This is a genomic window from Halomonas ramblicola, assembly GCF_030409215.1.
Lineage (GTDB): Bacteria > Pseudomonadota > Gammaproteobacteria > Pseudomonadales > Halomonadaceae > Halomonas > Halomonas ramblicola.
This window is the reverse complement of sequence record NZ_JAUFPL010000027.1, coordinates 26374-39707: the sequence shown is the minus strand read 5'-3', so window position 1 is coordinate 39707 and position 13334 is coordinate 26374. Positions and strand designations below refer to the sequence as shown.

Below are 13334 nucleotides of genomic sequence, written 5' to 3'. Positions count from 1 at the left end.
ACGAGGAGACGCGGATGATACGCACGCGACTGGTGGACGGGCAGGGCCAGTACCACGGCGGCGGCGAGGAGCTCATCGCCGCCTGGCAGGCGGCGCCGGAGAGCCATATCTGGATCGACCTGCAGGGCGAGTCCGTGGCCCGCGAGCGCGCGCTGCTGGAGGCCTTCGCCTGCCATCCCATGGCCATCGAGGACGCCCACCGCGAGCGCCATCCCCCCAAGATCGAGGAGTTCGAGACCCATACCCTGATCCTCTACCGCGGTATCGCCTCCTTCGACGCCGAGCTCAACTTCGTGCCCCAGCAGGTAGCCTTCTTTATCGGCGAGCGCTACCTGATCAGCCTGCACCCGGGCACCGCCCTGAGTCTCGACCGGCTGCTGGACGGCGAGGGCGAGCGGCTGCTGCGGCGCTCGCCGGAGCAGGTGGCGCTGAAGGCGATGTACTTCTCGGCGGGCTTCTACCTCGACAGCCTGCTGGAGTTCGAGAACCAGCTCAGCGACCTGGAGGACGCCCTGCTGGATGGCGGCAGCGACGACCTGATGCGCCAGCTCATCGGCTACCGCTCCCGGCTGGTCAAGATGCGGCGGGTGTTCAACTACCATGTCGGCATCACCCAGGAGCTCACCGCATACGACTACACCCATCTGCCTCGCGACGTCGACGAGACCCTGCACGCCATCAACGACGTCCACGAGCGCTTCGAGCGGCTGCGCAGCCTGACCCAGATGTACTACGAGATCTGCGGCGACCTGGTGGACGGCTACATCTCGCTGTCGTCCCACCGCCTCAACCGCACCATGCGCATCCTCACGGTGATCACCGCCATCTTCGTGCCGCTGACCTTCCTGGCCGGCATCTACGGCATGAACTTCGAGCACATGCCCGAGCTCGGCTATCGCTGGGGCTACTTCGTGCTGCTGGGCGTGATGCTGGCCATCGGCGTCGGGCTGCTCTGGGTCTTCCGGCGCGTTCGCTGGCTATAGGGGGCTGTCGGCCGTGACGCCGACGCCGGGCGGCGCGCCGGCAGGCCGACCGCCTGAGGCCCACCGGGCAGAACCGCGGCCCCACCCGCGCCAGCACGCCGGGCATTGCCGCACTATGCTGGAAGCACGGGCCGGGCACGGCCCGTTCGGACAACCCAACGGATTTTCGGGAGGCGACCCATGAAGACTCCACGGCTTGCCGGCGGCTGGCGCTATCTGCCGCTGCTGTTACTACCCTGCGCCGCCCTGGCCGACGATGGCCACGACTTGAGCTTCCAGGGCGATGCCAGCTTCCAGGGGCCCCACGGCGGACAGGCCATCGAGGCGGCCCTGGTGGACGCCGACAGTGGCGAGGTCCTGGCCCGTCAGGACGGCAGCGTCTCCGCCGAGGACGATCCGGCCTTCGTCCTCGACTTCCCCGGTGCCTTGCAGGAGGGGCGCGGCTACGAGGTGCACTACTGGATCGACTCCAACTTCGGCGGCGGCAGCGAAGGCGCCTGCGATCCCATGGAGCACGATCACCAGTGGCGCGTGACGCTCGACGAGGCCGATGAGGCCGATGAGGCCGTCACCCATGTGGAGGACCACGATCCCGGGCGCATGACGGAGGCGTGCAGCACCTTCATGGAGTGACGGCCAAGGCGTAATGCCTTGGCGGGCAAGGCGGCCCGTGGAACTCCCGGGCCGCCCACGGGACTCAGGGCGCGAGATCGAGCAGGGCCTTGCCGCTCTCCATGTCGAAGGGCGCGGAGTGGTGCTCGTGGACGATGTGCCACTCGCCCTCGATGCGCCGCAGGCCGGCGGTCATGCGCATCCAGCCGGACTCCATCTCGCCCTGCTCGTTGGCCCCGCCGCACTCGATCAGGGCATGGCAGAAGGCGACATGGGCCTCGGCGTGGAGGGTGACCTCGTGGAGCCGGAACTCCATCGGCCCCTGGCAGAACCCCAGGCAGGTCTCCCAGTGGCGGCGGTAGGCCGCAAGCCCCTGGAATTGCAGCTGGGCGATGGCATCGAAGGCGACGATCTCGGGCGTGTAGAAGGCGGTGATGCCCTCCAGGTCCTTGGCGCGTACCGCGGCCGCCCAGCGCTCCAGGCAGTCGAGTACCGCGGCATCGGCATCGAGTGCTGTCGTGGTGGTCATGATCCTGCCTCCTCGGGTCGGCATGGTGGGGGAGTGGTGCTAGTGTGGCACCTTTCCGTCGTTCGAGCGGTGGCGGAATCGACGCTCGCAACCTCCCCGGCGGCATCCGGCGCCTCACTCGTACTTGTGCCGCCACTGCTGGGTGGCGATCTGCTCCTTGAGCAGCTCCAGCAATTCCACCAGCACCTGCTCGGTGACCCGTTCGGTATGGGCGTCGGTGCTCAGCCAGGCATCGAAGCCGCTCTCCGCCAGCTGCTCCACCAGGGCGGAGAACTCGGGCGACTGCAGGCCCTCCAGGGCCTCGTTGGCCAGCCGGCAAGCCAGGTCGGACAGCGAGCCCTCGAGCCCCCTGGCCAACTGGCTGCCCAGCGGCAGGCGCGCCAGGCGGCGGATCTCCGGGGTCTCCGCCAGCGTCCGCCCCACCAGGCCGCGAACGTAGCGCAGGGTGTCCTCGCGATGGTGCGCATAGGCCGTGCCGGCCATCGCCTCCAGGCGCTGGCCGATCTCGCGGATCAACGCCTGCTTGCGCGGCCTCACCACGCGATCCAGCGCCTGCGAGGTCAGGGCATCGCTGGCGCTGACCTGCAGCTGGATATTGTCGAGCATGCGGATGGCGATGCGGTCGGTCAGCTCCTCGAGCAGGATGTCGTAGTACTTGGCGACGACCGCGTAGAGCCGCCACCCTCGCACGTCGATCACCCCCAGCCGTTGCAGGCGGTGCAGCAGGGAGATCACGCGCAGGATGCGCAGCAGCCGGAAGCCGCCCACCGGGATGCAGCCCAGCACGTCGTACCAGTGCACGAAGGGGTAGAAGAACCAGCGATGATAGCGCTGCTCGGCGATGGCCACTGCCCAGCCCAGCAGCACGTCGAGCAGGAAGATGGCCACGAAGACCAGGTCGATGGCAATGAAGTTGGCGTGGACGTGCCGCTCGTAGGCGCCGTGCAGGCCGGGAGCCGTCGCCTCGAAGGCGGCATTCAGGGGCGGCAGCAGGTAGAGGCTGTCGAACAGCAGCAGCGCCAGGTTGGCCAGCACCAGCAGGATGATGGCGACGTCCCAGGCCAGGTGAAGCCGATCCAGTAGCGGGTTGGGCGTATCCCGGTGCGGGTTGGCCATGGCAGCTCCTTGCGCGCGGTCCGGTGGGCTCCTCCCCAGCCTAGCCGTTGGTGATCCGCTCGGCCTCCAGCCGGCGCCACACCGCCTCGCGCTCGGCCTCGTCCATGCCGCCCCAGCGGGCGATCTCGTCCAGGCGGCGGCCGCAGCCCAGGCAGCGCTGGGTGTCGGGCGCGAGGCGGCACAGCTGGATGCAGGGCGAGGCGGGGCGCGTCGTCGTCTCGGTCACGGCTTCACCTTGCCCCTCAAGGCCTTGGTCTTGCCCTTGCGGGTCTTGGCGTCGACCCGACGGCGTTGCGATGCCCGGGTCGGCTTGGTGGGCCGGCGCACCTTGCGCTGCTTCACCGCCTCGCGGATCAGCTCGCGCAGCCGCTCCAGGGCGTCCGCCCGGTTCTGCTCCAGGGTGCGGAAGCTCTGGGCCTTGATCACCACCACCCCCTCCTTGCTGATACGCTGGTCGGAGAGCGCCAGCAGTCGCTCCTTGTAGAAGGGCGGCAGGCTGGAGCGGGGGATGTCGAAGCGCAGGTGCACGGCGCTGGCCACCTTGTTGACGTTCTGGCCACCGGCGCCCTGGGCGCGGATCTGGTCGATCTCGATCTCCCAGTCACCCAGTTCGACGGTGTTGGAGATGCGCAGCATCGCGGCTCCTCGGGTCGGTGTCATGGCCGGCGCAGCGGGTCGAGCAGCCCGCTCAGGCCGTTGTGGTCGATCTCGTGCATCAGGGCCAGTAGCCGGCCGATCTCGCCGGCGGGGAAGCCCTCGCGGGCGAACCAGGCCAGGTAGGGGCCGGGCAGGTCGGCGATCAAGCGGCCCTCGTACTTGCCGAAGGGCATCCGCACCCTGACCAGTTTCAACAGGTCCTCGGGATTCATTATGCTGGCTCCATGACGGCGAGGGGCGACCTTACCATGTGGGACAGCGTAACGGAGGGGCCGGTCGGCGTCATCGCCGAGGCCCGCTGGCTCCGCGCCCCGAGGTGCCGGCCCTGAACAGCGAAGCGAGGAGGCAACATGACGACCCTGGTGATCGGTGCCAACGGCCAGATCGGCCGGCAGTTCTGCGAGCTGGCCCGGGCGGCCGGCGAGCCCATCCGCGCCATGATCCGTGACGCCGGCCAGCAGCCCTGGTTCGAGACGCGTGGCATCGAGACGGTGATCGCCGACCTGGAGGGCGACTTCGGCCATGCCTTCGACGGCTGTGACCAGGTGCTCTTCACCGCCGGCTCCGGCCCGCACACCGGCCCCGACAAGACCCTGCTGATCGACCTCTACGGCGCCATCCGCGCCGTCGACCTGGCCCGCGAACGGGGCGTGGCACGCTTCCTGATGGTCAGCGCCATGCGCGCCGAGGACCCCCAGGCCGCCCCCGAGAAGCTGCGCCCCTACATGGCCGCCAAATTCGCCGCCGACGCCTACCTGCGTGCCTCCGGCGTGCCTCGCCTGATCCTCAAGCCGGGACGGCTCACCGACGAGCCCGCCAGCCAGCGCGTGGCCACCTCGCTCGAGGAGACCGGCGGCAAGAACGGCGTCTCCCGGGCCAACGTGGCCCACGCCCTCGAGCACCTGGTGAGGGCGCGGGACCTGGTCGACCGCGAGTTCGTGCTGCTCGACGGCGAACGGCCCATCGCCGAGGTACTGGCATGACCGCCTCGGCGCCGCACCGGCTCGGCTGGCTCGAGGCCGCCGGCGACCCCTATGCCATCGGCCTGGCGCTGGGGCGGCGCGGGCGTCGCGCCGTCCACGAGAAGCTGCTCGCCAGCGACGCCTGGCGCGCCGTCACCGATGCCCGCCACCGGCCGGCGGTGATGCGCATGCTCGAGGGCACCCGGCGGCTGCCCTGGGTGCTGGAGGAGCTCGAGGGGTTGGCCGCGGGCCTGGACCTGCCGCTGGAGGCGGTATTCGCCTGGCACTGCCGCGGCGACCTGCTGGCCACGGCCTCGGATGGCTGCACCACCGTGATCCTGCCGGGGGAATCCCCCTGCATCGCCCACAACGAGGATGGCCTGCCGTGCCTCGACGGCGAGGCCTTCCTGGCCCGGCTGCGGCCCGACGACCGGCCGGGCTTCCTGAGCTTCTGCTATCCCGGCTCGCTGCCCGGCCACACCTTCGCGCTGACCGAGGCCGGTATCGTCCAGGCGGTGAACAACCTGCGCCTCACCGGCGTGGCGCCCGAGCTGCCGCGCATGGTGCTGAGCCGGGCCATGCTGGCCCAGCCCGACCTGGCGGCGATCCTGACGCTGCTGGAGGTGGCGCCGCCGGGCGGCGGCTTCCACTTCACCCTGGCCCGGCAGGGCGAGCCCGAGGTGCTGAGCCTGGAGGTCGGCGGCGGCCGGGACTCGCGGCGTCCCGTGGCGGCGCCCGGCGTGCATGCCAACCATGCCCTGCACCTGGCGGGGCCCCAGGTCGTCACCCGCTCCTCGGCGGACCGCCAGCGGCGTGGCGAGGCACTGCTCGCCGGGGGCGAGTGCGACCCGCTGGCGATCCTCGCCGACACCGGTGGGGAAGGGCTGCCCATCCACCGGCGCGAACCGGACGACCCCGACGACGAGAATACCCTGGCCACGGCGGTGTTCCGCCTGGACGAGGACGACGTGCTGTGGGAAGTCTGGGCACCGGGCGACGTTCACCCCTATCGCGGCACCCGGCGGGGCCTGTTCGCCTGAGGGGCGACGCTCACTCCAGTTGCTCCTGCAGCGTCGTCAGGTAGTCGTGGATGCGTGCGGCGTTGGTGCCCAGGTCGCCGCGGCCCAGCCGCGAGGCGGAGCGCACGTCGACGCGCACGCCGTCATCGGTTTCGGTCAGGCGTACCGCCACGTCGTCCTTGAAGCCGAACCAGCGGGTGGTGGCGGTGGCCTCGAGGCTGGTGGCGGTGACGTTGGCGATCTCCCAGCCCATCTCGCGGGCGGCGGCCTCGGCGGCCTGCATGACGGCTTCGGGCGAGGCCCGTTCCACCACCAGCGGCTGGATCCCCGGATAGGCCTCGCGCTGGCGGCTGGCGAAGGACTCGCCGGGATAGTCCACGGCATTGGGGGCGGCCTCCCGGGCCGGGGCCAGGGTCTCGAAGGCCGGCGGATCGGCCATGTCGGTGGTGATGTCGTGGATCGGCGGTACCGTCTGGGCGCGCTGCATCAGCTGCCAGGGCACCGCCATCATGGCCGCCACCGCGGCGACCACCACCAGCCCCGTCAGGGCCGGTCGCCAGCGCCGGCACAGGGTGGCGATCAGCAGGGTCAGCAGCCCCAGCAGTGCCGCGCCGATGGCCACGTAGGCGCCCAGGCGCAGCAGGTCGAAGGCGGTGCCCAGCGGCAGCAGGCCCAGCCGGTGGGCCGGCCCCGCGCCGCCCATCATCGCCGCCGCGGCGACGAGCAGCAGGACGCCCAGCCAGGCCGGCACCACCGGCCAGCGACCGCCCCGCGGTCGGGGTTTCAGGCTGAAGATCGACATGACGCCTCCGGGTGAAGGAACCAGGCCCACAGCTTACCGACTTCGCGGGCGGAATGGGGAGTGCGCATTCCACGCTCGCCCCTGCAGGAGGTGCCTCCCCACCTTCGCGCAGGTACCGCTCGAGAGGCACAGGAAGAGAAGCGAAAGCTCGCGGTTAGCCTTTCCAAACGCCGGATGACGCAGTACGCCCTCTGGATCCGCCAGGCCGTCCACTTATCGCTCATGTCTTCTATAGTGCCTAGAGGCTCATCGAGCCGAGTCCGGCGGAAAGGGAATCGTGGCTCGGCCAGGGGAAGCCGGTCTGGCAGCAGTTCGACAATGCGATCGGCAAGGCGGTCATCGACGTCGCTGTCGACGTGGGCAAAGCGAGCGAGGTAACGCACATGGCTGACGATTTGCGCGAGAGCGCCTTGCAGTACCATCGATTTCCCCGTCCCGGCAAGCTGGCGATCCAGGCGATCAAGCCCATGGCCAGCCAGCGGGATCTGTCGTTGGCCTATTCACCCGGGGTGGCCGCGGCCTGCGAGGAGATCGAACGCGACCCCCTGATGGCGGCCGAGTACACCGCCCGCGGCAATCTGGTGGCCGTGGTCAGCAACGGCACGGCGGTGCTGGGGTTGGGGGCCATCGGCGCCCTGGCCTCCAAGCCGGTCATGGAAGGCAAGGCCGTGCTGTTCAAGAAGTTCGCCGACGTGGACGTGTTCGACATCGAGATCGAGGAGCGCGACCCGGACAAGTTCATCGAGATCGTCGCCGGCCTGGAGGCCACCTTCGGCGGCATCAACCTGGAAGACATCAAGGCCCCGGAATGCTTCGATATCGAGCGGCGCCTGCGCGAGCGGATGAACATCCCGGTCTTCCACGACGACCAGCACGGTACCGCCATCGTCTCGGCGGCCGCCCTGCTCAACGGCCTGCGGGTGGTAGGCAAGGCGCTCGGCGACATCCGCCTGGTCTGCAACGGTGCCGGCTCCGCGGCCCTGGCCTGTCTGGATCTGGCGGTGGCCCTGGGGGTCCGCAAGGACAACATCCTGGTCTGCGACCGGAGTGGCGTGATCCACACCGACCGTACCGAGGACCTCGACCCCTACAAGTCGCGCTACGCGGCCCGGACCGAGGCCCGCACCCTGGCCGATGCCGTCAACGGGGCCGACGTGTTCTTCGGTCTCTCGGCCGGGGGCGCGCTCAAGGCGGAGATGGTGGCGACCATGGCCGATCGCCCCTTGATCCTGGCCATGGCCAATCCCATCCCGGAAATCATGCCGGAGGACGCCAAGGCGGTACGCCCGGATGCGGTGATCGCCACCGGACGCTCGGACTACCCCAACCAGGTCAACAACGTCCTGTGCTTCCCGTTCATCTTCCGGGGCGCCCTGGACTGTGGCGCCACCACCATCAACGAGGAGATGAAACTGGCCACCGTCACGGCCATCGCCGACATGGCGACCACCACGGTGCCGGAAACGGTGGCGGTGGCCTATGGCGGACAGGCGCTCACCTTCGGCCCCGAGTACATTCTGCCCAAACCCTTCGACCCGCGCCTGATCGACACCATCCCGCCGGCGGTGGCCAAGGCCGCCATGGAGAGCGGTGTGGCCGCTCGACCCATCGAGGACCTGGACGCCTATGCCCGCTCGCTGTCGAAACTGGTCTACCGCTCCGGCAATGTGATGGAGCCGGTGTTCGAACGGGCTCGACAGAACCCCCTCCGCTTGCTGTACGCCGAAGGCGAGGACGAGCGGGTCCTGCGCGCCATGGAGGTCTGCGTCACTCAGCACTATGCCAAGCCCGTACTGATCGGCCGCCGGGCGGTCGTCGAGGCCCGCATCGAGGAATTGGGCCTGCCGGTGACGCCCGATGTCGATTTCGAGCTGATCGACTCACAGGACTATCCCGGCTACGCCGAACTGGCCAGCGATTACCACCAGCTGATGGGACGGCGCGGTGTTCAACCGGATGCCGCCGAGAAGCGAGTCCGCAGCCGGTCCACCATCCTGGCCTCGCTGCTGCTGCGCCGGGGCGATGTGGACGCCATGATCACCGGCCCGGTGGGCACCTACCGCGAGCACCTGGGCCTGGTGCTGGACGTCATCGGCCTGCGCGAGGGCGTCAGCACGGCGGCGGCCCTGCAACTGCTGATCCTCGAGCGGGCCACCCTGTTCATTGCCGATCCCTTCGTCAATTTCGACCCCGATGCCAGTCAGATCGCCGAGATCACCCTGCTGGCCGCGGAGCAGGTTCGCCGCTTCGGCATCACTCCACGGGCCGCCCTGGTCTCCCACTCGAACTTCGGCAGCTCCGACTTCGATAGTGCCGGCAAGATGCGCGAGGCGCTGGCGCTGATCCGGGAACACGCACCGGACCTGGTGGTGGACGGCGAGATGCAAGCCGACTCGGCGCTGTCCACCGGCCTGCGCGGGCGCATCCTGCCCGATTCGCTCCTCACCGGCGAGGCCAACCTGTTGATCATGCCCAATATTGATGCGGCGAACATCGCCTTTACCGCCTTGAAGGTATTGGGCAACGGCGTGTCCGTGGGACCCATCCTGCTGGGGGCCGCCAAGCCGGTGCATGTGCTCAACCGCACCGTTACCGCACGGGGCATCGCCAACATGAGTGCCTTCGCCGTGGTCGAGGCACAGACCGGACGATAACGACAACAATGCCGACCCAACCAAGGGAGACGCTTCATGGCCTTCGAAAACTACAACGACTTCGATCCACAGGAAACCCGGGAGTGGCAGGAAGCCGTCGACGTGGTAGTGGAGCGGGTGGGCCCCGAACGGGCCACCTATCTGCTGCACAAGGCGGTGGAAGAAGCCTACGGGGCCGGGGCCGAGCCGCCGGACACCACCCGCACGCCCTATGTCAACACCATACCGCCCCACAAGGAGGCCAAGCTGCCCGGCGACGAGGCCTTGCTGCAGCGGCTGACCGCCTACCTGCGCTGGAACGCCATGGCCATGGTGGTGCGCGCCAACAAGAAACCCGCCGAACCCGGGGGGCATATCGCCAGCTACGCCTCTTCGGCGGTGATGTACGAGGTGGGCTTCAACCACTTCTGGCATGCCCCCAGCGACAGCCACGGGGGGGATATCATCTACGTCCAGGGCCATTGCGCACCGGGTATCTACGCGCGGGCGTTTCTGGAGGGACGGCTCACCGAGGAGCAGTTGGACAACTTCCGCCTGGAAGTGGACGGCAAGGGGCTCTCCTCCTATCCCCACCCCTATCTGATGCCCGACTTCTGGCAGGTCTCCACCGTCTCCATGGGCCTGGCGCCGATCATGGCCATCTATCAGGCCCGCTTCATGAAGTACCTCCACCACCGGGGGCTGGCCGACACCGAGGGGCGCAAGGTCTGGGCGTTTCTGGGCGATGGCGAGATGGACGAACCCCAGTCCCAGGGCGCCATCGCCCTGGCCAACCGGGAGAAGCTGGACAATCTGATCTTCGTGATCAACTGCAATCTGCAGCGCCTGGATGGCCCGGTGCGCGGCAACAGCAAGATCATCCAGGAACTGGAGGGCAACTTCCGGGGCGCGGGTTGGAACGTCATCAAGTGCCTGTGGGGCTCGGGCTGGGACGAACTGCTGGCCAAGGACACCCAGGGGCTGTTGCGCAAGCGCATGGAGGAGTGCATCGACGGCGAGTACCAGAACTTCAAGGCCAAGGGCGGCGCCTACATCCGCGAGCACTTCTTCGGCAAGTACCCAGAGCTCAAGGAACTGGTCGCCCATCTGTCGGACGACGACATTTACTACAAGCTGGTCCGCGGCGGCCACGATCCGCAGAAGGTCTACGCGGCCTATCACGCGGCGGTCAACACCCGGGACAAGCCCTCGGTGCTGCTGATGAAGACCGTCAAGGGCTACGGCATGGGCGAAGGCGGCGAGGGCCAGAACATCAGTCACCAGAAGAAGAAACTGGGCGAGGATCACCTCAGGTACTTCCATCAGCGCTTCGACCTGCCCTTGAGTGACGAACAGGTCACCAACGCTGAGTTCTTCAAGCCCCCCGAGGATAGCGCCGAGATGCAGTTCCTGCACGAGCAGCGCAAGGCGCTGGGGGGCTACCTACCCCAGCGCCAGCGCAACGGCGATCGGCTCGAGGCGCCCCCCTTGGACCTGTTCAAGCAGGTGCTGGCGGACAGCGGTGAGCGCACCCTGTCCACCACCATGGCCCTGGTGCGCATCATGGTCGCCCTGTCCCGGGACAAGACCCTGGGGCCGCGGCTGACCCCGATCGTCTGTGATGAGTCGCGCACCTTCGGCATGGAGGGCATGTTCCGGCAGATCGGTATCTACGCCCCCGAAGGGCAGAAGTACGTGCCCATGGACGCCGAGGAGATCATGCCCTACCGGGAGGATCAGAAAGGCCAGATCCTGCAGGAAGGCATCACCGAGGACGGGGCCATGTCGTCGTGGATCGCCGCGGCCACGTCGTATAGCAACCACGGGATCACCATGATCCCCTTCTACGTCTACTACTCCATGTTCGGCTTCCAGCGCGTCGGCGATCTGGCCTGGGCGGCCGGTGACATGCTGGCGCGGGGCTTCCTGATCGGCGGCACCTCGGGACGCACCCCTCTGAACGGCGAAGGGCTGCAGCACCAGGACGGGCACAGCCAGCTGTTCGCCCAGTTCATCCCCAACTGCAGGGCCTATGACCCCACCTTCCACTACGAGGTGGCGGTGATCGTGCGCGACGGCCTCAAGCGCATGTACGAGGACCAGGAGAACGTCTTCTACTACATCACCACCCTGAACGAGAACTACCACCATCCGGCACTGCCCGACGGCGCCGAAGACGGCATCATCAAGGGCATGTACCCGTTCAGCAAGGCCACGGGCAAGGGGCCGCGGGTACAGCTGCTGGGCTGTGGCAGCATCCTCAACGAGGTGATCGCGGCGGTGGACCTGCTGCGCGACGACTGGGGTGTGGCGGCCGACGTCTGGAGCTGCCCGAGCTTCAACGAACTGGCCCGCGACGGCCACGCCGTCAAGCGCTGGAACCGGCTGCATCCCGGGAAGAAACCGCGCAAGAGCCATGTCGAACAGTGCCTGGAAGGCACCGACGGACCGGTCATCGCCTCCACCGACTACATCCGGTTGTTCGCCGAACAGATCCGACCCTTCGTGCCGCGGCGTTACGAGGTGTTGGGCACCGACGGCTTCGGCCGCTCCGACAGCCGCCAGGCCCTGCGCCGCCACTTCGAGGTGGATCGTCATTACGTCACCGTGACTGCGCTGCAGGCCCTGGTCGACGAGGGCAAGCTCAAGAGCGGCAAGGTCCGGGACGCCATCGCCAAATACGGCATCGACCCCGAAAAGCCCAACCCCCTGTACGCCTGAGCCGGAGGAGAAGAACAGTGGCCATCCAAGAAATCAAGGTACCGGACATCGGCGACTTCAGCGATGTCCCGATCATCGAACTCCACGTCCAGGCCGGTGACAGCGTCCAGGTCGAGGACCCGCTGATCACCGTGGAATCGGACAAGGCCTCGATGGACGTCCCGGCGCCTGTCGCGGGGACGGTCAAGGAGGTCAAGGTCAAGGTCGGCGACTCGGTCTCCGAAGGCTCGACGATCGTGATGCTGGAGGCGGAGAACGAGGGAGAATCCCCCTCATCCCCTGCCGCCTCTCCGGCCGGGGAAGAAGGGAAGGCAGCGCCACCGGCGGCGGCGCCCTCTGCTCCCTCCAGCGCACCGCCGACCGGCCAGATTGCGGATTTCAGCCGGGTTCACGCCAGTCCCTCGGCTCGCCGCGTGGCCCGCGAACTGGAGGTGGACCTGAACCGAGTGCCGCCGACCGGCCTCAAGGGCCGGGTCACCCAGGAGGACATCCAGAACTTCGCCAAGGGCGGCGCTCCGGCGGCACAACCGGCGGCCGGGGCACCGTCCAGCGGAGCGGGCATGGATCTGCTGCCCTGGCCCCAGGTCGACTTCAGCAAGTTCGGTCCGGTGGAGACCAAGCCGCTGTCACGCATCAAGAAGATCTCAGGTGCCAACCTGCATCGCAACTGGGTGAGGATTCCTCACGTCACCAACCACGACGAAGCCGACATCACCGACCTGGAAGCCTTCCGGGTGCAGTTCAACAAGGCCAACGAGAAGGCGGGCATCAAGGTCAGCATGCTGGCGTTCATGATCAAGGCCGCGGTCGCCTCCTTGAAGCAGTTCCCCGAGTTCAATGCCTCGCTGGACGGCGACAACCTGATCCTCAAGCAGTACTACCACATCGGCTTCGCCGCCGACACGCCCAACGGCCTGGTGGTGCCGGTGATCCGCGATGCGGACCAGAAAGGCGTGGTCGAGATTGCCCAGGAAATGGGGGCACTGGCCAAGCTGGCCCGCGACGGCAAGCTCAAGCCCGACCAGATGCAGGGTGGCTGCTTCACCATCTCCTCGCTGGGCGGGATCGGCGGGCTCTACTTCACGCCCATCATCAACGCCCCCGAGGTGGCCATCATGGGCGTGTGCCGCTCCTTCTGGAAACAGGTCTCACCGGACGGCAAGCAGTCGGAGTGGCGCTTCATGCTGCCCCTGTCGCTGTCCTGGGATCACCGGGTGATCGATGGCGCCGCCGCGGCCCGATTCAACGTCCATTTCGCCAACCTGCTCGCCGACATGCGGCGCATCATCATGTGAGGAAT

The 13334-nt window shown here is 68.1% G+C and carries 13 protein-coding genes; 7 read left to right on the top strand and 6 right to left on the bottom strand.

All coding sequences use genetic code 11. The features are described 5' to 3' along the window. Positions 1-14 precede the first annotated feature (14 nt). Complete coding sequence (locus tag QWY80_RS10355) at positions 15-983, top strand: magnesium transporter CorA family protein (RefSeq protein WP_290231093.1); 969 nt, start codon at positions 15-17, stop codon at positions 981-983. Positions 984-1163: 180 nt separating this feature from the next. Beyond that, entirely contained in the window at positions 1164-1616 is a 453-nt protein-coding gene (locus QWY80_RS10350) for a hypothetical protein (protein WP_290231091.1), read from the top strand. 64 nt (positions 1617-1680) lie between these two features. Here the strand turns inward: QWY80_RS10350 and QWY80_RS10345 are convergent, their stop codons facing one another. The 5 genes from QWY80_RS10345 to QWY80_RS10325 all read right to left on the bottom strand — a co-directional run bounded on the left by QWY80_RS10345 (position 1681) and on the right by QWY80_RS10325 (position 4109). Further along, complete coding sequence (locus QWY80_RS10345; protein ID WP_290231089.1) at positions 1681-2124, bottom strand: YybH family protein; 444 nt, start codon at positions 2122-2124, stop codon at positions 1681-1683. Between the two features lie 114 nt (positions 2125-2238). Beyond that, the gene (locus QWY80_RS10340) at positions 2239-3240 is read right to left on the bottom strand and encodes an ion transporter (protein ID WP_290231087.1); all 1002 of its coding nucleotides are present in this window, start codon (positions 3238-3240) and stop codon (positions 2239-2241) included. A 40-nt stretch (positions 3241-3280) separates the two neighbouring features. Continuing rightward, positions 3281-3466: a DUF1289 domain-containing protein gene (locus QWY80_RS10335; protein WP_290231086.1), complete on the bottom strand. Its 186-nt coding sequence runs from the start codon at positions 3464-3466 to the stop codon at positions 3281-3283. Further along, on the bottom strand, positions 3463-3876 hold the full coding sequence (gene arfB / locus QWY80_RS10330) for an alternative ribosome rescue aminoacyl-tRNA hydrolase ArfB (protein ID WP_290231083.1): 414 nt from the start codon (positions 3874-3876) through the stop codon (positions 3463-3465). The genes QWY80_RS10335 and arfB overlap by 4 nt, the downstream gene beginning before the upstream one ends. 20 nt (positions 3877-3896) lie before the next feature. After that, positions 3897-4109, bottom strand: a complete 213-nt coding sequence (locus QWY80_RS10325) for a DUF3820 family protein (protein WP_290231081.1) — start codon at positions 4107-4109, stop codon at positions 3897-3899. A 138-nt stretch (positions 4110-4247) separates the two neighbouring features. Between QWY80_RS10325 and QWY80_RS10320 the strand changes: the two genes are divergently transcribed. Both QWY80_RS10320 and QWY80_RS10315 read left to right on the top strand, forming a co-directional pair. Beyond that, on the top strand, positions 4248-4880 hold the full coding sequence (locus tag QWY80_RS10320; RefSeq protein ID WP_290231079.1) for an SDR family oxidoreductase: 633 nt from the start codon (positions 4248-4250) through the stop codon (positions 4878-4880). After that, positions 4877-5899, top strand: a complete 1023-nt coding sequence (locus tag QWY80_RS10315) for a C45 family autoproteolytic acyltransferase/hydrolase (protein ID WP_290231076.1) — start codon at positions 4877-4879, stop codon at positions 5897-5899. The genes QWY80_RS10320 and QWY80_RS10315 overlap by 4 nt, the downstream gene beginning before the upstream one ends. Positions 5900-5909: 10 nt before the next feature. On the opposite strand, the gene QWY80_RS10310 is transcribed toward QWY80_RS10315, so the two are convergent. Next, entirely contained in the window at positions 5910-6680 is a 771-nt protein-coding gene (locus QWY80_RS10310; RefSeq protein ID WP_290231074.1) for a DUF1499 domain-containing protein, read from the bottom strand. Between the two features lie 383 nt (positions 6681-7063). Here QWY80_RS10310 and QWY80_RS19405 point away from each other — a divergent pair, with 383 nt between their 5' ends. The 3 genes from QWY80_RS19405 to aceF are packed head-to-tail and all read left to right on the top strand — an operon-like array spanning position 7064 to position 13329. Then, on the top strand, positions 7064-9334 hold the full coding sequence (locus tag QWY80_RS19405) for an NADP-dependent malic enzyme (protein WP_353960449.1): 2271 nt from the start codon (positions 7064-7066) through the stop codon (positions 9332-9334). A gap of 36 nt (positions 9335-9370) precedes the next feature. Further along, positions 9371-12034, top strand: coding sequence for a pyruvate dehydrogenase (acetyl-transferring), homodimeric type (aceE, locus tag QWY80_RS10295; RefSeq protein ID WP_290231073.1), 2664 nt, complete (start codon positions 9371-9373; stop codon positions 12032-12034). Between the two features lie 17 nt (positions 12035-12051). Then, positions 12052-13329: a dihydrolipoyllysine-residue acetyltransferase gene (gene aceF / locus QWY80_RS10290; protein WP_290231071.1), complete on the top strand. Its 1278-nt coding sequence runs from the start codon at positions 12052-12054 to the stop codon at positions 13327-13329. The last annotated feature ends 5 nt before the right edge of the window (positions 13330-13334 follow it).